The sequence below is a fragment of the Aeromonas dhakensis genome, from assembly GCF_000820305.1.
Taxonomy (GTDB): domain Bacteria; phylum Pseudomonadota; class Gammaproteobacteria; order Enterobacterales; family Aeromonadaceae; genus Aeromonas; species Aeromonas dhakensis.
Genome location: NZ_CDBH01000029.1, coordinates 1 through 21,529, shown reverse-complemented (window position 1 = coordinate 21,529; position 21,529 = coordinate 1). Strand labels below are relative to the sequence as shown.

Below are 21,529 nucleotides of genomic sequence, written 5' to 3'. Positions count from 1 at the left end.
TGAAAGGAATCCTGCATGCAGACATTGCACTCCCCCTCCCTTGCCGTGCCGCGCCACGGACTCTCCCGCCTGACGCTGGCCATCCTGGCCGGCCTGCAACTGGGCAGTGCCTGGGCCGCCCCGGCTCCCCATGAAGAAGCCGCCCCCCGTCCCGACGAGGTCGTGGTGGTGGAGGGTCGCAAGGCCTACGCCGGCGGCCAGGTCGCCGCCGACAACCGGGTCGGCCTGCTCGGCAACAAACCCTTCCTGGAGACGCCGTTCAACACGGTGAGCTACACCGAGGAGTACATCGAGGATCGCCAGGCCCAGGACATAGGCGCCGTGGCCGGTGCCACCAACCCCTCGGTCTATGTGCCGAGCAAGCGCAGCCTGTTCGAGACCTTCTACATCCGCGGCTTCAACACCAACGCCAACGACATCACCTTCAACGGCCTCATCGGCATGGCACCGAACATGCGCAGCTCCACCGAGATGGCCGCGCGGGTCGACGTGCTCAAGGGGCCTTCGGTACTGCTCAACGGCATGCCGCCGGATGGCAGCGTGGGCGGCAACATCAACATAGTGCCCAAGCGCGCCGGCAAGACCCCCCTGGCCAAGGTCACCGCCAGCTATGAATCGGACGGCCTCGGCGGCGTGCACCTGGACCTGGGTCGCCGTTTCGGCGACGAGCAGCAGTGGGGGGTACGCTTCAACGGTGTCTATCGGGACGGGGACACCGCGGTCAACGACCAGCAGCACAAGATGGAGCTCACCTCGGTCGGGCTGGACTGGCGTGGCGAACGGGCCCGCGCCTCGGCCGATCTCTACCGGCAGCACGAGCGGGTGGACGGGGTGAACTACTTCGGCATCTTCTCGGTCGCCAGCCAGGTGACCCAGCTGCCCGAGCCCAAGCGTGGTGACTACTCCCTGGCGCCGGCCTGGGCCTACACCATCAACGACACCAAGGCTGCCGTGCTGCGTGCCGAGTATGATCTGACCGACAACCTCACCGCCTTCATCGCCTGGGGCCAGCGTGACGGCGGCTACAGCGCCCTCATCACCCGCAACACTCTGCTCAACGACGCCGGCGACATCAATGCCATGGCGGCCCGCTCCGAGCGGGACGGCACCCAGCGCTCCGGCGAGGCGGGCCTGCGCGGCACCTTCGGCACCGGTCCGGTCGATCACGCCTGGTCGCTGGCCGCCACCCGCTACACCTCGGAGCAGACCTTCCGGGACAAGATGTTCTTCAACCACGCCATGACCAACTACGACCGGCTGGACTTCGGGCCCGCGCCGGATCTCGCCGGGTACGGTGCCGTCACCTCGCGCAGCGAGGCGACCCTGGCGAGCGTGGCGCTGGTCGATACCCTCTCCTTCCTCGATGGCGACCTGCAGTGGACCCTGGGGGCCCGCCGCCAGACAGTCGAGAGCAGCAACTTCAACGGCAGCGGCGACCAGACCGCCCGCTACGAGGAGAGCCGGGTCTCGCCCGCCACCACTCTGCTGGTCAAGCTGCGCGACGATTTCGCCGTCTACACCAACTACATCGAGGGGTTGAGTCAGGGGGGGGCGGCACCGAACACCGCCAGCAATGCCGGCGAGATCATGAAGCCCTATCAGACCAAGCAGTATGAGGTCGGTGCCAAGCTGGATCTGGGCCACTTCGCCCATACCCTGAGCCTGTTCCAGATCGCCAAGCCGAGCGCCTACACAGACCCCAACTCCAACGTCTACGGGGTCTACGGGGAACAGCGCAACCGCGGCATCGAGTGGGATCTGTTCGGTGAGCTCACCCCCGAGTTGCGCCTGCTGGGCGGGGCCTCCTACACCCAGGCTGAGCTGACCAAGGCGCTCAACGAGAGCAACGTCGGCCACCAGGCCACCGGGGTGCCCAAGTGGATGGCCAAGCTCGGCGCCGAGTACGATCTGGCCGCCGTGCCGGGGCTGACCCTGACCGGCAACACCCAGTTCATCGGCGAGCGCTTCGTCACCGATGACAACCGCCTCTCGCTGCCCTCCTACACCACCTTCGACCTGGGGGCCCGCTACACCATGCGGATCGCCGATCACGCGCTGACCGTGCGGGCCGCGGTGCAGAACCTCACCGGCCGCGACTACTGGATCGGCTCCTGGTCCGGCGGCGACGGCAGCGGCCTCTCCGGCGGCCTGGGGGCGCCACGCACCTTCCAGCTCTCCACCTCGCTCACCTTCTAAGCAGCAGAAAAGCCATTGTCAAAATGGCTTTTCTTTTATGTGCCTCGGATGCCGGCCCGGCCGGCTTGCGCCAGATCGGATTTTCACGCCGCACCGACAGCATCTGACTCACTTGTGCGGTATGCTGTCACGCTCACGATCAACCATGACCTCTGTTGAGGCCTGCCTTATGAAATACCTAGTAGTTCAAACCAAACAGATAGGGGATGTACTGATCTCCACCGCGCTGTGCAACAACCTCAAGCAGAATGACCCAAGCGGCGAGGTTCACTATCTGGTCATGGATTATTGCGCGGGTATGGCGCAGGGCAATCCCAATATCGATCGGCTCATCATCATCGAGAAGGCCAGGCGCAACGAGTGGCGCTACATGAAGGATCTGCTGCTGGCCATTCGCCGCGAACGCTACGATGTGGTGGTCAACAGCCAGGGCCAGATGATCGGTCTGCTCAGCTGCCTCTTCTCCGGTGCCCGCCTGCGCATCGGCTTTGACTCCTTCCCCTGGCGGCTCGGCCACAACCGCATCGTCCGTTTTCGCAAGGACACCGAGTTTCAGGGCAACAGCACCCTGGTCGACGACCGCTTCTCGCTGCTCAAGCCGCTCAAGCTGGCCCGCGAGGATCGCAACTACTACCTCTGGCTGAGTGAAGAAGAGAAACAACAAGGAAGGGATGCCCTGCTGGCCGCCGGCGTCGACCTGAACCGCCCGCTGATCGCCATGGGCGTCAACTCGCTAGGACACTACAAGCGCTGGCCTATCGACTGCTTCGCCAAGGTCGCCCAGTGGCTGATCGAGCAGCACCATGCCCAGATCCTGATCTACTGCGGGCCGGGAGAAGAGGAGTACAACCGCGGCCTGAAACCACTGCTGCCCGCCGCCCTGCAAGCCAGCGTCTTCGACCACATCAAGACCCGCTCGGTACGGGAGCTGGTGGGGCTGTTTGCTCACTGCCGGCTGTTTGTCGGCAATGACACCGGCCCCCGCCACATGGCGCAGGCCATCGACCTGCCCCTGCTGACCATAGTGGCCCCGGGCGGCGACAAGATCATCGCCAACCCGGTCAACCACCCCCGTTATCAGGCCATCGATGTGTTCGATGCCAAGGGGCCCGGCTTCCAGCTGCCGCAGAACGCGGGGAAGGACTTCATCGACGAAGCCCTGCTGCGCGCCATCACGCCCGAGCTGGTGATTGCACGGCTGACAACGCTGCCTGATTGGCAAGCAGCCACGCCCTGAAAGTACGCTCGAATTCGGCCAGATCGAGGGAGTTGATATCCTGCTCCCGGGTATTGGTCGAGAACAGCACTGTGGCTGACGGGGAGTTGGGGTGCCACTCGAGGAAGTTCTCGTTGCCGCCCCCTATGTCCGGGTTGTAGAGGCCAAGAATGGGCTTGTGCAGCCCGGCGGCGATGTGCACCGTCGCCGTGTCCACCGAGATCAGCCCCTGACACTGGCGCAGCTGGGCAAACAGCCCGGCCAGCGAGGGTGCATCCGGTGACAGCAGCAGGCGATCCGGCCGGCTCAGGTCGGCCCGGATCCCGGCCACCTCCTCTTCCATGCCCGGCGGATAGAGCAGGCAGATGGCGCAAGAGCCGGCCGCCAGCATCTGCTCAATCATCTGGCTGATAAGCTCGGGCCGCAGACGGCGGGAACTACCACTGCCGTACGGGTTGAAACAGAGGACCGGCGCGGCCGGCCACCAGCTGGCCAGCGCATCGGGTGGGCTCATGGTCGGGACTATGTATTGCTGATCCGGATTGTTCACGTCGAGCCGCTGCAACAGCAGGGCAAACTTGTCGGAGAAGTGCATGCCGCTGGAGGCCTTGCCCAGCTTGAGGTTGACCGCCTGCAGGGCATCGTCCATGCCGGCGACCCAATCCGCCCTGACCTGACTGATGAAGAAGATGTCCTTCATTTTCAGCATCTTGCCAAAATGCACCAGGCACTCCACCTCCCCCAGCGAATGGGCCAGCCGTTTGAGCTGGCCATAGCCCGGCCGCTTGGGCACCTCTATCACCTTGTCCATGCCGAAATGATCGCGAAACAGGGGCGCCATGGCCGCAGTCGTGACGATCCACACCTCCCGCTCCGGGCTGGCGCGCTTGAGCTCGCGGGCCACCCAGGACGAGACGATGGCATCGCCCAGTTTGGCATCCCAGCGTAGCAACACTATCTTCCCCTTGCGCTCGTGCAGCGGAGCCGGCCGCTTGCGATCGAACAGCAGCTGCCCCAGCTTGCGGCGAAGAATGTCACGCTGGAGTTGCAGATCGTTGATTAATGACATGAATCCACCAGAAGGGCCGTTGAATTGGGATAACGATGATACCAGCCTGACGCGGCTAGAGCGCCATCAGGGCATCGACCTGACGACTGATCTCGGCCGGCGACAGGGCCGCCAGCTGATCCGTGGTCGACCTCAGCACTATGTTGCGGCCCGCCAGCGGGATGAAGGCATCGCGCCAGCGCTCGTTGTTCATCAACACCAGGGTGGGCACCCCGAAGGAAGAGGAGATATGGATGATGGAGGTATCGGTCGAGATGACCCCTCGCGCATCCTTGATGATCTTGGCGGCATCGAGAATGGTGTCGGGAAACAGCGCTCTCATGTCTTGCCGCGAACAAACCACTGGCTGCCTGGAGAAGACCAGGTAGGAGATCCCCTCATAGGCAGGCAACTGCGCCAGGATGCCGCCAATCTGCGCCTCCGTCATCGAGTTGCCGACCTGGCTGCCCGTCAGGTTGACCAGCAGATAACGGCCATACGCACGGGTATCCAGCTGCTCATTGCAGGGCGACGGTATGCAGACTGGCACCCCGGTCTGCTCGCCGGTCACGCTGAGCATGCGATAGACGAAGTGATCCCGGCTGGGACGTGACGACACTATGGTGGCCTTCTTGTTGAACAGCGGCAGCAACTTCTGCTGCCCTTCGCTCTTGAAGCGCAGGGGCAACGACTGCAAGCGCCCGTTGGCCAGCAACAGCAACTTGGCCATGGCGATATCATCAGGCTCGTCAAACAGATTGATCACCAGGTCATATCGCCGCTGCCTGAGTTCACGCAGCTTGCACCACATGCTCACCGGCAACAGGGTGTCGTTGAGGGTGATCACGTGACATTCGTCGATCCCGGCGACCGATGCCGCCAGCAGCTGGTTGCGCCGGCTGCACACCAGCTCGAGGCGCGCGGCGGGGTACATCTCCCTGAGCCGAGCGATGGCGGGCAGGGTAAGAATGAAGTCGCCGATGGCGTCATAACCGACCACCAGCACTCTCTCCACCTGCGCTCCGGCAGGGCATGGGGCGGCGTCAGGCTCTCTGCCGATCAGCCATCCGGCAATGGAATGGGTAAGCAACTTTTTGAGGTTCATGGGTCATCCAGCATGTGTGGCCGCTGCTTTGGCAAGGCCCGCAGGGTGCCGACCCGCCGTCGGCACACTCCGCCCTATTTCAGATAGTGGCCGTAGGCCCTGTCATCTATGGTGGTGGTGAACAGATCCACATCCAGACAGCTGGGTTCCACCCCGGATGCGGTCAGGCCGTTGAGCTGCAACCGGCCGGTCAGATAGTCGGAAGGCATCCGCAGCGGATAGGCGCACTGCAACAGCTTCTTGGCCCCGGTCAGGCTCAGCACATACCCTGCGGTAGAGAGCACACCTCGTTTGGAGGTGCGGCTGGGGGTCAGGTATCTGGCGAGTCGATAACCACCCGGCAGGGATGACAGGAACGGCCAGCGTTTGGCTTTACCATGGTGCAGGAAGACGATTTCCGATTTGCAGGAGTGCACTATGGCCTCGATGATGGCCTTGCTGTGCATGTGCAGGTAGATGTCATCCTCCAGCACCACGCAGCGCTCAATGCCCTCGGCGACGATGCGTTCATAAAGCCGGATATGGCTCATGGCACAACCTATCTCGCCAAAGCTCAGCGCATGGCCGCACACCTCCTTGGCCAGTTCAAAATCCACCTTGGCCAGTTCGGCGCTGCTCAACGCCTTCCCGTCGGTTGCGTCTACAAACTCGAAATCTATGCCCAAATGCGCCATCTGCTGGACAACCATCGCCCGTCGCTCAACGCTGCGAGCCAAACTGATGACAAAAACTGGAATCATGACGTACGGATATCCTTTTTCAACTCATGGGCAAACCAGATGAAAACCAGGCTGAGCGTGTACAGATAGAGCACACCTTGATGCTCAAACGGCACATCACTTAGCGAATTAATTGCAAATGCGAGGGGAACCAACACACCCGCAGAAATCCTGTTTAGATTGTTCGCGGCAAGATAGAGCGGCAGGCCCAGAAAGATCACCAGTGCAATAAATCCTATGCTGCCGCGAACAACCAGGTTCTGCATATATTGATTATGTGAATGGACCAGCGCAGGATGAAATATCAGGGGAGATATCTGATGATTATCGATTTGAGTCTGTTTCAATGCATTGAAGCCATCCGTGCCCACCCCTGCCACAGGTGAATCTAAAAATCCCAGCCAGGCACTCTGCCAGGCAATGACGCGCAAGCCCCATGATGAGTCGTACGATCCTTTTTCTGCCGAGTTGAGATCCGAGACCGCCTCTGCGACCCGAACCTGAACCAGCTGGTTAGTCTGATAGATGGCGCCCGTCGTGGCCATGCAAAGCACGGCGACAGCAATATATTTCCAGGGTTTGAAATAGGCCTTGTAACAGATGACGTAGGCAAGAATGACCCCGAAGGCGAGCCAAACCCCCCGGCTCTGGGAGAGATACAGCGCAAACAGGGCTGCCATCAAGCCAACCAGGCTCCCCCCTCTCAACCATCCAGGCAATTGTCTTTGCTGGCAGACAAACCAGTTGAGGATGGCCAGCGTCAACGCTGCCTGCGAGAAGAGGATCGCATTGGTAAACCCTTCCACCCTGACAATGCCGTGCTGGTACTGCCAGATGCTGAGGATGCCCAATCCCATCCCACCCAGCACGATGGCCAGGTACCCCAGCATCAGCAGCACGGGTTTGCGCGGCATCATCAGCGCGAAGACCGCGACATAAAACAGCCCTCGCATCACCCCGTACTGATCGCCATGGATCAACCGGTTCACGAAGATCATGACGGCGTACACCAGCAGGCCCCAGAGAATCCGTCGATCCCTGAGCCCAACATTTCGCTGCCTGCCGACAAAGTAGTTCAACAGACCGAAGATCCCGGTCACCGCCAGCAGGTTGGACTGCATGCTCTGGCCGGCGGGTACCAGGAACAGGCCGCAAAAGACAAAGATGATGGTCAGTCCGAACAGGGCTGTGGTTACTTTATCGAGCAAAACAAGGCTTCTACTGAGCATCAATCACGACTTCCTGAAGACATAGTTACCCCGGATCTTGCGCCACAGGCCAAACACATCGGTACGCGGGAAGATGGCGATGCGGCGGATCCGGAAGGGGTCCTGGTGCATGGCTCTTGGCCCGCTGTTGGTGGCCACGGCAAAACGGTAGCCCGCCGCCATCGCCTGCACCTTGGCGCTCTCATTCATATCCCCATAAGGGTAGGCGAACGACAGCAAAGGGTGGCCAAGCAGAGTCTCGAGTTGCCGCTTGTTCTCTTGTATTTCATGGGCTTGCTGCTCGGGTGCAAGCTTGCTCAACCTGGGGTGGGTCAGGGTATGGCCGCCGATCTCCACATGGCCGGAGGCCACCAGCGCCTTGACCTGCTCGCCATTCATCAGGTCCACCCGGGTGTCCGGGTTGCTCGCCTGCTCCACGTCCCAGCGGTTATACCCTTCCCCCGTGACCACGTATACCACGGCTTTGTAACCATATTTTTCCAGCAGCGGCAGCATGCGGGTCAGGTTGTCCTGATAGCCGTCGTCAGCCGTGATCATCAGGTATCTCTTGCCGTATTGCAGACGATGGATGAAGCCCTTGTCCGCCAGGTCGCGAAAGGTCAGGGTCTCATAACCCAGCCACTTCATCAGGCGCAGGTGCTTTTCGAACATGGCGATCGGCATCCAGGTACCGTGCACCCCCTTCTCGCTCTCGTGCTCGATGAAGCGGTGGTACATGATGACCGGCATCTCGCGGCGCAGAGTCTCGACCACCGCATCCTGATAGATGGCTTCGAGACTGGATACTACCCCCGCCAAGCCATATTCGGCCTGAATGCGCTGACGGATAACGTCGGAGACGCTGCCGCTGGCCAGGGCCGGGGCAATCTGCGTCTTCAGCGCGGCAAAATCGATCGCCAGATCCCTAGGGCCTATGTCACCGAAGTTGCTGGCCAGCGCCTCATCCAGATTCTGCCCGGTCACCAGGCCGATGGCCTTGGCCTCGCCGATGGCAAACGCCGGGCGACCGCACAGCAGGGCCTCCATCGCTACCCGACCGGCACCGATCACCAGATCGCATTGCGCCATCAGGGCAGGGACATCCTCCACGTAACCGACGAAATCGACCCGGTCACGAAAACGCACGAAGCGCTCGGGCAGCTGGCTGCCACTCACCACCTTCACCTGGCAGGCATCCAGATCCAGCACTTCATCCAGCAACCGGTAGCAGAGCTCCCCCTTGGGGCCGCTGAGCCGACCTATGATGGCGATCACCGGCTTGGCGTTGTCCGGAGCCGGCACGGGCTGGAACTTGTCGGTCTCGATGCCGTTGCGCAGCACCTGTACGATGGCCGGATCCACCCCCAGATTGTCGATGATCTGGCTGGCGATATCTTCGCACACCGCCACCGCCCGAAAACCGAGGGCATGAAAAGCCTTGCGGGAGGCATGCACCGGCTGGCGCCCGTGTACCGTGGTGATCATGGGAGTGCCGGTCAGCTTGCAGGCCACATAGCTGCTCCAGCCGGAGGCGCGGGAGTGGGCATGCACCAACTGGATATGATGCTTCTTGATCAGGTAGACGAGGTAAAACACGTGCCAGAAGCGGCGCAGTATGCTGCGCTTGTTGAATCGCAGCTTGAATACCTGGCCCAGCGTGGGCTTGGTCAGAGTGTCCGATACGTAGAAAACCTGGTGGCCACGCCGGGTCAATTCGTTACCGACCGTGGTGGCATAGACCTCAGCTCCCGTCACTTCGAGCTGGGAGAGTGCCATCAATATATTCATGGGAGGGTATCCGAACGACGGGTGACCAGCAGCCACCCGTCAGAGGGGGATCAAGCCCGGTTCAACCAGGCCATGTAGTCGGCCACGCCTTCGGCCACAGTCTTGAACTCGGCGTCATAGCCGACACCGCGTAGCTTGGTCATGTCCGCCTGGGTGAAGCTCTGATAGCGACCCTTGAGGTGATCCGGGAAGGGAATGTACTCGACGGCGCCCTTCTGGTGATGCTTGATCACCGCCTCGGCCACGTTCTGGAACGGCTCGGCACGACCGGTGCCGCAGTTGAAGATGCCGGAGTGCTGCGGATTCTGCCAGAACCAGAGGTTCACCTTGCAGACGTCATCCACATAGATGAAGTCGCGCATCTGACCGCCGTTGGGGAAACCGTCGCAGCCTTCGAACAGCTTGGGATTTTCGCCCTTCTTCACCTGGGTGTTGAGGTGGAAGGCAACCGAGGCCATGGAGCCCTTGTGCTGCTCGCGCGGGCCATAGACGTTGAAGTACTTGAGGCCGACTACCTGAGAGTTGATCTCCGGCATCCAGCGGCGCACATACTGGTCGAACAGCTGCTTGGAGTAGCCGTAGACGTTGAGCGGCTGCTCGAACTTGGGATCTTCGATGAAGTTGTCGTTGCGCCCGCCGTAGGTCGCGGCGGAAGAGGCATAGATGAACGGAATTTCCCGCTCGATGCAGTAGTGGAACAGATCCTTGGAGTACTCGTAGTTGACCTCCATGATGAACTTGCCGTTCCACTCGGTGGTGGCGGAGCAGGCACCTTCGTGGAAGATCACCTCGATGCCGTCCCACTCTTCAAACTCGTCACCGGAGACGATCCGCGCCTGGAACTCATCCTTATCCATGTAATCGGCAATGGTCAGATCGACCAGATTGACGAACTTGGTGCCGTCGGTCAGATCATCGATGACCACGATGTCGGTCCGTCCTTGAGCGTTCAGCTGCTTGACCAGATTGCTGCCGATAAAGCCAGCACCGCCAGTTACTACGATCATGGAGTTTGCCTCGCGTACGTTGATGGTCACATGTGACTGCCTGTTAAAGCTGTGTATAGTGAGCCAATTTAAAATTGCCGAAAAGTTTATCACGGGCCGCAGGGGGATTCGACCTTGACGAGATCGCCCCCGGGACCCGGCAGAGGGAGCAGCGATGAAAACCAGAGACAGGATCATTCACAGCGCCACCGAGCTGTTCAACGACCAGGGTGAGCGCAACATCACCACCAACCACATTGCCGCCCACCTCGGCATCAGTCCGGGCAACCTCTATTACCACTTCCGCAATAAAGAAGACATCATCCACTCCATCTTCGACCAGTACGCCCGTCACCTGAGCGAGAGTTTCACGCCGGCCCGCAGCGACGAGATCAAGCTGGAAAACCTGATGGGCTATCTGGATGCCATCTTCTATCTGATGTGGCAGTTCCGCTTTTTCTACGCCAACCTGCCGGACATTCTCAGTCGCGACGAGCCGCTGCAGCAGAAGTACCTCAAGGCCCAGGAGCAGCTACGCGCCGCCGTGGTGGCCCTGCTCAGAAGCCTGCGCGAGGGCGGCATCATAAATGTCAGCGACGAGGATCTGCCGGATCTGGGCCAGACCATCAAGATGGTGGTGACCTGCTGGATCCCGTTCCAGATCGCCCAGGCTCCCAGCACCCGCATCACCAAGCCGCTGCTCTATCAGGGCGTCTTGCGGGTGCTGTTTCTGCTGCGCCCCTATGTGCAGCCGCAGGTGGCCGAACAGATCCGCCAGCTGGAGCAGCATTACCGTCAACTGGCCCAACCAGCTGGGTGAGATCTGTTTCACATTTGTTGAACATCAGCACAATAATTTGAATTCGCCGCAACAGATTGCAGTAAAATGTCGTCCTCTGTTGATACGCAGCTGAAATAGCCAATGAGGATCGAGGATGTCTAACGGATTCTATCGTCACCTGACCGAGCAGCTTGAGCAGGTCCAGGCTGAAGGATTGTACAAGCAGGAACGCGTCATCACCTCGGCCCAGCAGGCCCGGATTGCGGTGGGCGGCGAGCAGGTGCTGAACTTCTGTGCCAACAACTATCTGGGGCTGGCCAACCACCCCGATCTGATCGAGGCGGCCCACCAAGGGCTGGACAGCCACGGCTTCGGCATGGCCTCGGTCCGCTTCATCTGCGGCACCCAGGATCAGCACAAGGCGCTGGAGCAGAAGCTGTCAGCCTTCCTCGGCACCGAAGACACCATCCTCTACTCTTCCTGCTTCGATGCCAACGGCGGTCTGTTCGAGACGCTGTTCGGCGCCGAAGACGCCATCATCTCCGATGCCCTCAACCACGCCTCCATCATCGATGGGGTCCGGTTGTGCAAGGCCAAGCGCTATCGCTACGCCAACAATGACATGGCCGAACTGGAAGCCCAGCTCAAGCAGGCCGATGCCGATGGTGCCCGCTTCAAGCTGATCGCCACCGACGGCGTCTTCTCCATGGATGGCGTCATCGCCGACCTCAAATCCATCTGCGATCTGGCTGACAAGTACGATGCGCTGGTGATGGTGGATGACTCCCATGCCGTCGGCTTCATCGGTGAGAACGGCCGCGGCACCCACGAATACTGTGGCGTGATGGAGCGGGTCGACATCATCACCGGCACCCTGGGCAAGGCGCTCGGCGGCGCCTCCGGCGGTTACACCTCCGGCAAGAAAGAGGTGATCGACTGGTTGCGTCAGCGCTCCCGCCCCTACCTCTTCTCCAACTCGCTGGCCCCCTCCATCGTCGCGGCCACCATCAAGGTGATCGACATGCTGGCCGACGGCCACGATCTGCGTGCCCGCCTGAAGGAGAACAGCCAGTACTTCCGCGAGCGGATGAGCGCCGCCGGTTTTACCCTGGCCGGCGCCGATCACGCCATCATCCCGGTGATGCTCGGAGACGCCAAGCTGGCAGCCGAGATGGCGAGCCGCATGCTGGCCGCCGGCATCTATGTGGTGGGCTTCTCCTTCCCGGTCGTGCCCAAGGGCCAGGCCCGCATCCGCACCCAGATGTCCGCCGCCCATACCCGCGAACAGCTGGACCAGGCCATCGATGCCTTCATTCGCATCGGCCGCGAGCTCGGCATCATCTGATTTGAATCAAGGGGCCCGGCGCCCCTTTTTTCTGCGTTCATCGTGAAGGAACAACCATGAAAGCACTCTCCAAACTGCACAAAGAAGTCGGCATCTGGATGACGGACGTACCGGCCCCCGAACTCGGCCACAACGACCTGCTCATCAAGATCCGCAAGACTGCCATCTGTGGCACCGATATCCACATCTACAACTGGGACGAATGGTCACAGAAGACCATCCCGGTCCCCATGGTGGTCGGCCACGAATACGTCGGTGAAGTCGTTGCCGTGGGCCAGGAAGTGCGCGGCTTCGCGGTCGGTGACCGGGTCTCCGGCGAAGGCCACATCACCTGTGGCCACTGCCGCAACTGCCGTGCCGGCCGCACCCACCTGTGCCGCAACACCATAGGTGTCGGCGTCAACCGCCCCGGCGCTTTTGCCGAGTACCTGGTGATCCCGGCCTTCAACGCCTTCAAGCTGCCGGACAACATCCCGGATGAGCTGGCCGCCATCTTCGATCCGTTCGGCAACGCGGTGCACACCGCCCTCTCCTTCGACCTGGTGGGTGAAGACGTGCTGATCACCGGCGCCGGCCCCATCGGCATCATGGCAGCCGCCGTCTGCCGCCATGTGGGTGCCCGTCACGTGGTGATTACCGACGTCAACGAGTACCGGCTCGAGCTGGCCCGCAAGATGGGCGCCACCCGCGCCGTCAACGTGGCCAAGGAGCAGCTCTCCGACGTGATGAGCGAGCTTGGCATGACCGAGGGGTTCGACGTGGGGCTGGAGATGTCCGGCGTCCCCTCCGCCTTCCAGGACATGATCGACAAGATGAACCACGGCGGCAAGATCGCCATGCTCGGCATTCCCCCCGCCACCATGGCCATCGACTGGGGCAAGGTGATCTTCAAGGGACTGTTCATCAAGGGGATTTACGGCCGCGAGATGTTCGAAACCTGGTACAAGATGGCGAGCCTGATCCAATCCGGGCTCGATCTCTCCCCCATCATCACCCACCGCTTCCACATCGACGACTTCCAGCAGGGCTTCGATGCCATGCGCTCCGGCCAGTCCGGCAAGGTGATCCTCAGCTGGGACAAATAAGCCTTTCAGCACATCAACGAGATGAAACCCGGTGAAAACCGGGTTTCTTTTTTGCAGGCCGGCCTCGCCAGTTTGTGATCCGACGAAGAAACTTTGCACGCAGAGTGCTTAACACTTCACACACAAGCGTTTAAATGGCTGTAACTATTCGGTTATAATCCAGTCGTTTTCTAGGGATAATAAAAGCCTGCTGGGAGTACATGAGCGTGTTGAAAAAACTGAGCTATTTGCTGGCGGTCGGGATGACGGCCGCCAGTTTGTCCGGTGCCGTGCTGGCAGCCGATGATATGTCGCCGGAGGCCATTGCCGAGCGCATCAAGCCTGTCGGTCAGGTCTACACCGCCAAGGATCTGGAAGGGATTGCGACCGCAGGCGCAGCCCCTGCGGCGGCCGCGTCATCCGGCCCGCGCGACGGTGAAGCCGTGTTCAAGGGCGCCTGCTTCGCCTGTCACGATGCCGGCATCGCCGGCGCGCCCAAGCGCGGCGACAAGGCCGCCTGGGAACCTCGTATCGCGCAAGGCATTGAAACACTTAAGAAACATGCCATTGCCGGCTTCGCAGGCAAGACCGGCGTCATGCCACCCAGAGGGACTTGCGCCACCTGTAGCGATGAAGAGATCGAAAACGCCATTCACTACATGATCGACAAGCTCTAAGTGATTGAAAGGGCCGCATATGCGGCCCTTTCAATCTGATGACTTCCGACTACTCTTTGAAGGGTAGATAAATCGGGAGTCACTCATGTCAGCGCAACCCACAGCACCACATTACTCGACTCCCTTGCTGGCGTTGGTTTCCGCTATTATGGATTTCCCCGCCCCCTCCGTCGCCACCGCCAAAGATTACGACACCCTGATCCAGCAGCTGAACCAGCTCTGCCCGTTGCAACATTTCGGCATGCTCGGCCTGTCGGAAGCCGGACTGCACTGGGTGTGTGAATACCAGGTGCCCGACAGCTTCAAACTGCAGCTGGGGCTGGAAGAGTCACGCATCACGGATCAACTGGCCCAGTTGGACGAAGCCGAGGGTTGGTGCACCCTGCCGGTCGAGCACGGTCAGATCCAGTGGTTGCTGGCCTGCTGCCAGCCCAAGGAGCTGCCGACGCTGCGCCTGTTGCTGGAGTGCCTGGCCAAACGGCTGAACGAGACCCAAGCTGGCTCCCAGCTGTCAGAGCTGGCCTCGCCGCTCATTCGCAAGGATCCGGACTGGCAGAGAAAGATCGAGAGCATCAACCGCATCATTCGGCTGGCCAATACCCTGCCCAGCCAGGCGCTCTTCTCCCAGCTCGAGGCTGTGTTGCGCCAGATGCTCGCCATTCAGGACATGCTGCTGGTACGCATCGACAGCCACCGGCTCGAGAAGATCTACCCGGAACTGCCCCACCACAGCGACGAATTCATCACCGGGCTCTGCCACAGCACCAACAACATTGAGCAGCACAAGGAGCAGCTTTACTGGTACAGCCAGCCGCTGCGTCTCCAGCAGCAGTACTTCGCCCACTTCCTCATCAGCCTGCAACAGCCGCTGGAAACCGACGACCGGCTGTTTCTCGACTTTCTGCGCAGCCAGCTGACTCTGCTACTGGAGCTGAGACGGATCCGCCAGCAGCTGCACGACATCAACTCGGAAGACTCCATCAACCAGCGGCTGCAGCAGTTGCGCCAGACCAACCTCAGGTTGCAGAAGCAGTTGAAGCAGCACCAGGAGCTGGAGCGTCGGCTGCAGTTCGATGCCCTGCACGACCCGCTGACCCAGCTACCCAACCGGGCACTGTTGATGAACCACCTCAACCACGCCATGACCCACTTTCACCGCTACAAGTCGCCCGGGTTTTCGCTGATCTTCATCGATGTGGACCACTTCAAGCAGGTCAACGACACTCTCGGCCACAGCGCCGGCGATCAGCTGCTCAAGGAGATGAGCCGACGCCTGCAAACCTGCATCCGACAAAACGACATGGTGGCCAGACTGGGGGGGGACGAGTTCGTCATCTATCTGGACAGCAGCAAGAGCGAGGAGGATATCAGCCCGGTGCTCAACCGCATCATCAGCCGCCTCTCCTATCCCTTCCGGTTGGTGGGCAACGAACTCGGCATCACGGTGAGTCTCGGGGTCGCCAGCGTATCGGAACAGACATCCGACATCAGCCAGCTGTTGCATCAGGCCGATCTGGCCATGTACCAGGCCAAGCGCAACGGCCGCAGCCGCATCGTCAGCTATTCGGAGGAGTGTTCGGCCCAGACCTGGGCCTCACCGGAGGAGATGCTGGCCAGAGCGCTGCGGGCAGGCCGCATCGTGCCCTATTTCCAGCCGGTGATCCGGCTCAAGGACAGCCGCCTGACCGGGCTGGAGGTCATGGCACGCTGGATCACCGAAGAGGGGGTGCTCAAGGACGCATTCGACTTCATCCCGCTGGCGGAGCAGTGTGGCCTCATTCAGGAGCTGGATTACCAGATCCTGCGCCACACCTGCCAGCAGCTGAAGGAGTGGCTGCCGCTCTCCGGCCAGAGCAAGTTCAAGGTGGCCATCAACCTGTCCGGCAAGCATCTGGTCAGCCATGAACAGATCATGCAACTGGTCGAGATCATTGAATCCGAAGGGATCTCCCCCGGCTATCTGATTTTCGAATTCAACGAGCGCGAGTTGTCACGGCAGGATTCCGATGCCCTCACTTCACTGCACGAGCTGAGGGCCAAGGGCATCCAGATTAGCCTGGATGATTTCGGTACCGGCTTCTCTTCCCTCAATGCCCTGTTCCACTTCCCGGTAGACTACATCAAGGTGGATGACAGCTTCACCCATCGCATGTTGCAATCTCCCAAGGATCTGGCGCTAATTCGCGCCATGCGCGACATCTGCCAGGATCTGGACTTCACCCTGGTGGTGGAAGGGATAGAGAACCAGCAGCAACTGCAGAAGCTGATCGACCTGGGCTGCCTGATGGGCCAGGGGCGCTACATTTCACCACCCATGCCGGGTGCCGACATCACGCCCCTGCTGACCCAGAGCAAATAAGCGGAGCGACTCAATCCTTCTTGAACATGGCGCGCAGATTGGCCACCGCCATCTGCCCCTTCTGCTGGCGCTCCTCCGCACTCACCTTCTTCTGGTTTTCCCACTCCAGATCATCCTGCGGCAGTTCCAGCAGGAAGCGGCTCGGCTCCGGCCGCACCGACTCACCAAACTGGCGTCGCTCCTTGCAGAGGGTGAAGGTCAGCTCGGCCTGGGCCCGGGTGATCCCCACGTAGGCGAGGCGTCGCTCCTCCTCCACATTGTCCTCGTCGATGCTGGTCTGGTGGGGCAGCAGCCCTTCCTCCATGCCCACCATGTAGACATAGGGAAACTCCAGCCCCTTGGAGGCGTGCAAGGTCATCAGCTGCACCTGATCCGCCTCGTCCTCCCCTTCGTTGCGTTCCATCATGTCTCGCAGGGTGAGACGGGTTACCACCTGGGCGAGCGTCATCGACTCTTCCAGCTCGTCCCCCTCCAGCATCTCGCTGATCCAGCGATAGAGGGTGGAGACGTTCTGCATCCGCATCTCGGCCGCCTTGGGGCTGGGAGAGGTCTCGTAGAGCCACTCCTCGTAGTGGATCTCCTTGATCATGTCCCGCACCGCCTCCACCGGGTTGCCGCGCAGCGCCTGATCACCGAGCCGTACCAGCCAGTTGGTAAAAGCCTGCAGGGCGGTGAGGCCGCGCCCGGAGAGGTGCTGCTCCAGCCCCAGCTCGAAACTCGCGGCAAACAGGCTCTTGCCACGCTGATTGGCATACTGGCCCAGTTTTTCGAGCGTGGTGGGGCCTATCTCCCGGCGCGGCAGGTTCACCACCCGCAGGAAGGCGGTGTCCTCGTCCGGATTCACCAGCAACTTGAGGTAGGCCATGATGTCCTTGATCTCGGTGCGGGAGAAAAACGAGGTGCCGCCCGAGATGCGGTAAGGAATGCGGTTGGTCATCAGTGCCTTCTCGAAGATGCGCGACTGATGGTTGCCCCGGTAGAGGATGGCGTAGTCCTTGAAGCGGGTGCGATTCATGAACTTGTGGCCCATCAGCTCGGCGGCGATGCGCTCCGCCTCGTGCTCCTCGTTCTTGGCAAACAGCACCTTGAGCTTCACCCCCTCGTCCAGCTCGGAGAAGAGCGCCTTGTCGTAGACGTGGGGGTTATTGGCGATCAGGATGTTGGCGCACTTGAGAATGCGCCGCTTGGAGCGGTAGTTCTGCTCCAGCTTGATGAGCCGCAGATTGGGGAAGTCCTCGTTCAGCAGCACCAGGTTCTGCGGCTTGGCCCCGCGCCAGGAGTAGATGGACTGGTCGTCGTCTCCCACCACGGTGAAGCGGGCCCGCTCGCCGACGATCTGCTTCACCAGCTCGTACTGGCTGGTGTTGGTGTCCTGGTATTCATCGACCAGCAGATAGCGGATCTTGTTCTGCCAGCGCTCGCGCACCTCCTGGTTGCTCTTGAGCAGCAGGGTCGGCATCACTATGAGGTCGTCGAAATCCAGCGCGTTATAGGCCACCATCTGGCGGTGGTAGCGCTCGTAGAGCTGGGCCATCAGCACCTCTTCAGGCCCGCGGGCGATGCGCATGGCTCGAGCCGGCAGGATGAGGTCGTTCTTCCAGTTGGAGATCTGGCTGATAAGGGCCGAGAGCTTGTCCTTGTCGTTGTCGAGCTCCTCCTCGGTCAGCTCCTTGAGCAGCGCCAGCTGATCGGTGTCGTCGAACAGGGAGAAGTTCGCCTTGAGGTTCAGGCTCTTGTGCTCGCGGCGAATGATCTCCAGCCCCAGGGTATGGAAGGTGGAGACCATCAGCCCCCGCGCCTCCTTGCGACCCAGGGTCTGGCCGACCCGCTCCTTCATCTCCCGCGCCGCCTTGTTGGTAAAGGTGACCGCCGCTATGTTGCGCGCGTTGTAGCCGCACTGCTGCACCAGATAGGCAATCTTGTTGGTGATGACGCGGGTCTTGCCCGATCCGGCACCCGCCAGCACCAGGCAAGGGCCGGAGACATACTTGACCGCTTCGTTCTGATTGGGGTTGAGCTTCATGGGCCGGATCTCTTGGCTTATGATGAGGGGCGGCATTGTAGCAGAGATCCCGCGGGCAGCCGAAACCGGACACGGGAACCCGCCACTTAGTCTTGTGTTTGCCCGCCATTTTCCGGATCATGACCGACTTTCCAGACGAGATGAGGGGAGCATGAATCAGCAACAGCACGCCCTGCTGCGCGGCCAGTTTCCGGCCTTGGCACAGGAGGTCAACGGCCACTCTCTGATCTATCTGGACAACGCCGCCACCACCCAGAAACCGCAGGCGGTGCTGGATGCGATCAATCACTACTATCGAGCCGACAACGCCAACGTCCATCGTGCCGCCCATGCCCTGAGCGGCCGGGCCACCCGCGCCTTCGAGGGCGCTCGCGAGACGGTGGCCCGCTTTATCAATGCCCCTCGCAGCCACGAGGTGATCTGGACCCGTGGCACCACGGAGGCGATCAACCTGGTGGCCCAGAGCTGGGGGATGACCGAGCTCAAGACGGGGGACGAGATCCTGCTCAGCACCCTGGAGCACCACGCCAACATCGTCCCCTGGCAGCTGGTCGCCCAGCACACCGGCGCCGTGATTCGGGTCATTCCTCTCGATGAGCGGGGCGATCTCGATCTGGCCGCCTATCAGGCGCTGCTGGGGCCACGTACCCGGCTGGTGAGCGTGGCCCATGTCTCCAATGCCCTCGGCACCGTCAACCCTGTCGAGCAGATAGTGGCGGCGGCCAAGGCGGTCGGCGCCCTGACCCTGATCGACGGTGCACAGGCAGTGGCCCATCTCGAGGTAGATGTACAGACCATCGGCTGCGACTTCTACGCCTTCTCCGGCCACAAGCTCTACGGCCCGACCGGCATCGGCGTGCTGTGGGGGCGCACCGCTCTGCTTGAGCGGATGCCGCCCTGGCAGGCCGGCGGCGAGATGATCGACAGGGTCAGCTTCAGCGGTACTACCTTCAATAGCCTGCCCTTCAAGTTCGAGGCGGGCACTCCCCATATCGCCGGCGCCATCGGCCTGGCTGCCGCCATCGACTTTGTGATGGAGCAAGACCGGGGGTTGCTGGCCAGCCATGAAGCGGTGCTGACCGACTATCTGGTCGCCGGCCTGCGGCAGGTGCCGGGGCTGCATCTTGTCGGCGAACCTCGCCAACGCGCCGGCGCGGTCTCCTTCCTGCTAGCGGATATCCACCCGCAGGATGCGGCTACCCTGCTCGACATGCAGGGGATCGCCCTGCGGGTCGGCCACCACTGCGCCATGCCGTTGATGGAGAGCCTTGGCATAGGCGGCACAATGCGAGCCTCGCTGGCCTGTTACAACAACCGTGACGATGTGGGCGCCCTGCTGGCCGCCCTGCACAAACTCAGTGACTTCTTCTAAGGCAGACAACCCGATGAACAGCCTCGCAACCTATACCCGGATCGGCCTTGAGCCCGATGCCGATACCATCCGCCAGCAGTTTGCGGCGGCGAACGGCTGGGAGAACCAGTACCGCCTTATCATACAGCTCGGCAAGCTGCTACCCACCTTGCCCGCAGAGTGGCAGCAGGAAGAGAACCGCTTGAAAGGGTGCGAGAGCCAGGCCTGGCTGAAGGGTGAAAAGAGTGAGGATGGCAACTGGCACTTTGCCTGCGACTCCGATGCCCGCATCGTGCGTGGCCTCATCGTCATCGTGCTGGCGGCGCTCAATCATCAGAGTGCCAACGCTATCCAGGCTTTTGATATGGATGCCTATTTCAGTGAATTGGGGCTCGAGAAACACCTGAGCCCGTCGCGGGGCAACGGGCTCAGGGCCATAGTATTGGCTATCCGGCAACAGGCAGTCTAACCCGCCTTGTTCAGTGGTCGATCAGGCTTCGCCAATCGACCCTGTTTCTTCATTCCCGGCCTCTTTCTCGGCACGGGCTCCTCGTTCGGCAATCTTCCTCAATACCCGGGAGGCGGCGACCAAGCCAAAGGTGGCCGTCACCGGCGTCACGGCGCCAAAGCCAGAGGCGCAATCCATCTTCATATTGCCATCGCTGGCCGCCTTGGCCTGACAGGTGCCGCCATTACCATCCGGGTAGCTCAACTGCTCGGTTGAGAAGACACACTCCACCCCGAACTTGCGCGCCGGATTCTTGCTGAAACTGTGTAGCCGGCGCAGGTCAGAGCGCACCTTGGCGGCCAGCGGATCCTGAATGGTCTTGGCCAGATCGGCCACGGTGATCTGCGTCGGGTCCATCTGCCCACCGGCGCCGCCCGCCACAATCACCGGGATCTTGTTGCGCTTGCAGAAGGCAATCAGCGCCACCTTGGCCTTGACCGAGTCGATGGCATCCACCACATAGTCAAACTCCCGCTTGATATGCTCGGCCAGGTTGTCGGCGGTAACGAAGTCATCCACCTCGATCACCTCGCAATCCGGGTTGATGGCACGAATGCGCTCGGCCATCACCTCCGTCTTGAGGCGACCAACTGTGCCCTGCATGGCGTGGATCTGGCGGTTGGTGTTGGTGATGCAGATGTCGTCCATGTCGATCAGGGTGATCTGGTTGATGCCGGCACGGGCCAGCGCCTCAGCCGCCCAGGAGCCGACGCCGCCGATCCCGACCACGCAGACTCTCGCCTGGCTGAAGGAACCAAGTGCACCCTGACCATAAAGACGGGCTATGCCCCCGAATCGCTGTAGATACTCTGCTTTCATACCACCACCTTACTTGAGGGCGGCCATTATAGCGACAACCATGGGCGGCGGCGAATTTCAGATAAACATGAAACGGGATGGAGCAAAGAAATCGGGCTAACCGAGATGAGATAGAGAGATCGTAGAGACGAAAAAAAGCCCAGTCTTTCGACTGGGCTTCTTAAGTAGTGGCGGAGCGGACGGGACTCGAACCCGCGACCCCCGGCGTGACAGGCCGGTATTCTAACCGACTGAACTACCGCTCCGCATTCGGTTAGCTTTCGCTAAATCTTTTGCCGCTTCTTTATGAGGTGTCATCCTCGCAGCCGGTCATGTGCTTTCACATCACCGTTTAAT

The 21,529-nt window shown here is 61.1% G+C and carries 17 protein-coding genes and 1 tRNA gene; 9 read left to right on the top strand and 9 right to left on the bottom strand.

Annotated elements, in window-relative coordinates; translation table 11 throughout:
- Positions 1-15 precede the first annotated feature (15 nt).
- Both BN1143_RS06215 and BN1143_RS06210 read left to right on the top strand, forming a co-directional pair.
- A complete protein-coding gene (locus BN1143_RS06215; protein WP_042050009.1) occupies positions 16-2,196 on the top strand; it encodes a TonB-dependent receptor in 2,181 nt (726 codons plus the stop codon).
- A 169-nt stretch (positions 2,197-2,365) separates the two neighbouring features.
- Positions 2,366-3,433: a glycosyltransferase family 9 protein gene (locus tag BN1143_RS06210; protein WP_042050008.1), complete on the top strand. Its 1,068-nt coding sequence runs from the start codon at positions 2,366-2,368 to the stop codon at positions 3,431-3,433.
- On the opposite strand, the gene BN1143_RS06205 is transcribed toward BN1143_RS06210, so the two are convergent.
- The 6 genes from BN1143_RS06205 to rfaD all read right to left on the bottom strand — a co-directional run bounded on the left by BN1143_RS06205 (position 3,369) and on the right by rfaD (position 10,287).
- Positions 3,369-4,481 carry a glycosyltransferase family 9 protein gene (locus tag BN1143_RS06205; RefSeq protein WP_042050007.1) on the bottom strand — a complete coding sequence of 371 codons (1,113 nt, stop codon included), beginning with the start codon at positions 4,479-4,481 and terminating at the stop codon, positions 3,369-3,371. The genes BN1143_RS06210 and BN1143_RS06205 overlap by 65 nt on opposite strands.
- Positions 4,482-4,536: 55 nt before the next feature.
- Positions 4,537-5,565, bottom strand: a complete 1,029-nt coding sequence (locus BN1143_RS06200) for a glycosyltransferase family 9 protein (RefSeq protein ID WP_042050005.1) — start codon at positions 5,563-5,565, stop codon at positions 4,537-4,539.
- Between the two features lie 74 nt (positions 5,566-5,639).
- Complete coding sequence (locus BN1143_RS06195) at positions 5,640-6,305, bottom strand: glycosyltransferase family 25 protein (RefSeq protein ID WP_005306929.1); 666 nt, start codon at positions 6,303-6,305, stop codon at positions 5,640-5,642.
- Positions 6,302-7,516: an O-antigen ligase family protein gene (locus BN1143_RS06190; protein ID WP_156141284.1), complete on the bottom strand. Its 1,215-nt coding sequence runs from the start codon at positions 7,514-7,516 to the stop codon at positions 6,302-6,304. The genes BN1143_RS06195 and BN1143_RS06190 overlap by 4 nt, the downstream gene beginning before the upstream one ends.
- Positions 7,517-9,280: a bifunctional glycosyltransferase family 4 protein/polysaccharide deacetylase gene (locus BN1143_RS06185; RefSeq protein WP_042050004.1), complete on the bottom strand. Its 1,764-nt coding sequence runs from the start codon at positions 9,278-9,280 to the stop codon at positions 7,517-7,519. It lies immediately after the preceding gene.
- Between the two features lie 50 nt (positions 9,281-9,330).
- Positions 9,331-10,287, bottom strand: a complete 957-nt coding sequence (rfaD, locus tag BN1143_RS06180; protein ID WP_005306938.1) for an ADP-glyceromanno-heptose 6-epimerase — start codon at positions 10,285-10,287, stop codon at positions 9,331-9,333.
- Positions 10,288-10,441: 154 nt separating this feature from the next.
- On the opposite strand from rfaD, the gene BN1143_RS06175 reads away from it, so the two are divergent.
- The 5 genes from BN1143_RS06175 to BN1143_RS06155 all read left to right on the top strand — a co-directional run bounded on the left by BN1143_RS06175 (position 10,442) and on the right by BN1143_RS06155 (position 16,492).
- On the top strand, positions 10,442-11,086 hold the full coding sequence (locus BN1143_RS06175; RefSeq protein WP_042050002.1) for a TetR/AcrR family transcriptional regulator: 645 nt from the start codon (positions 10,442-10,444) through the stop codon (positions 11,084-11,086).
- A 115-nt stretch (positions 11,087-11,201) separates the two neighbouring features.
- A complete protein-coding gene (locus BN1143_RS06170; protein WP_010635674.1) occupies positions 11,202-12,392 on the top strand; it encodes a glycine C-acetyltransferase in 1,191 nt (396 codons plus the stop codon).
- A gap of 56 nt (positions 12,393-12,448) precedes the next feature.
- Positions 12,449-13,477 (top strand): L-threonine 3-dehydrogenase, encoded by a 1,029-nt coding sequence (gene tdh / locus BN1143_RS06165; RefSeq protein ID WP_005306946.1) that lies wholly within the window; start codon positions 12,449-12,451, stop codon positions 13,475-13,477.
- Between the two features lie 200 nt (positions 13,478-13,677).
- Complete coding sequence (locus tag BN1143_RS06160; protein WP_017786998.1) at positions 13,678-14,133, top strand: c-type cytochrome; 456 nt, start codon at positions 13,678-13,680, stop codon at positions 14,131-14,133.
- An 85-nt stretch (positions 14,134-14,218) separates the two neighbouring features.
- Complete coding sequence (locus BN1143_RS06155) at positions 14,219-16,492, top strand: putative bifunctional diguanylate cyclase/phosphodiesterase (protein WP_042049998.1); 2,274 nt, start codon at positions 14,219-14,221, stop codon at positions 16,490-16,492.
- Between the two features lie 10 nt (positions 16,493-16,502).
- Here the strand turns inward: BN1143_RS06155 and rep are convergent, their stop codons facing one another.
- Positions 16,503-18,515 carry a DNA helicase Rep gene (rep, locus tag BN1143_RS06150; RefSeq protein ID WP_042049997.1) on the bottom strand — a complete coding sequence of 671 codons (2,013 nt, stop codon included), beginning with the start codon at positions 18,513-18,515 and terminating at the stop codon, positions 16,503-16,505.
- Positions 18,516-18,666: 151 nt separating this feature from the next.
- Between rep and BN1143_RS06145 the strand changes: the two genes are divergently transcribed.
- Both BN1143_RS06145 and BN1143_RS06140 read left to right on the top strand, forming a co-directional pair.
- Positions 18,667-19,887, top strand: a complete 1,221-nt coding sequence (locus tag BN1143_RS06145; RefSeq protein ID WP_042049995.1) for an aminotransferase class V-fold PLP-dependent enzyme — start codon at positions 18,667-18,669, stop codon at positions 19,885-19,887.
- A 13-nt stretch (positions 19,888-19,900) separates the two neighbouring features.
- On the top strand, positions 19,901-20,335 hold the full coding sequence (locus BN1143_RS06140; protein WP_042049994.1) for a SufE family protein: 435 nt from the start codon (positions 19,901-19,903) through the stop codon (positions 20,333-20,335).
- Positions 20,336-20,356: 21 nt separating this feature from the next.
- Here the strand turns inward: BN1143_RS06140 and tcdA are convergent, their stop codons facing one another.
- Complete coding sequence (gene tcdA, locus BN1143_RS06135) at positions 20,357-21,193, bottom strand: tRNA cyclic N6-threonylcarbamoyladenosine(37) synthase TcdA (protein WP_042049992.1); 837 nt, start codon at positions 21,191-21,193, stop codon at positions 20,357-20,359.
- Positions 21,194-21,361: 168 nt separating this feature from the next.
- Positions 21,362-21,438 (bottom strand) — tRNA-Asp (locus BN1143_RS06130).
- Positions 21,439-21,529 lie beyond the last annotated feature (91 nt).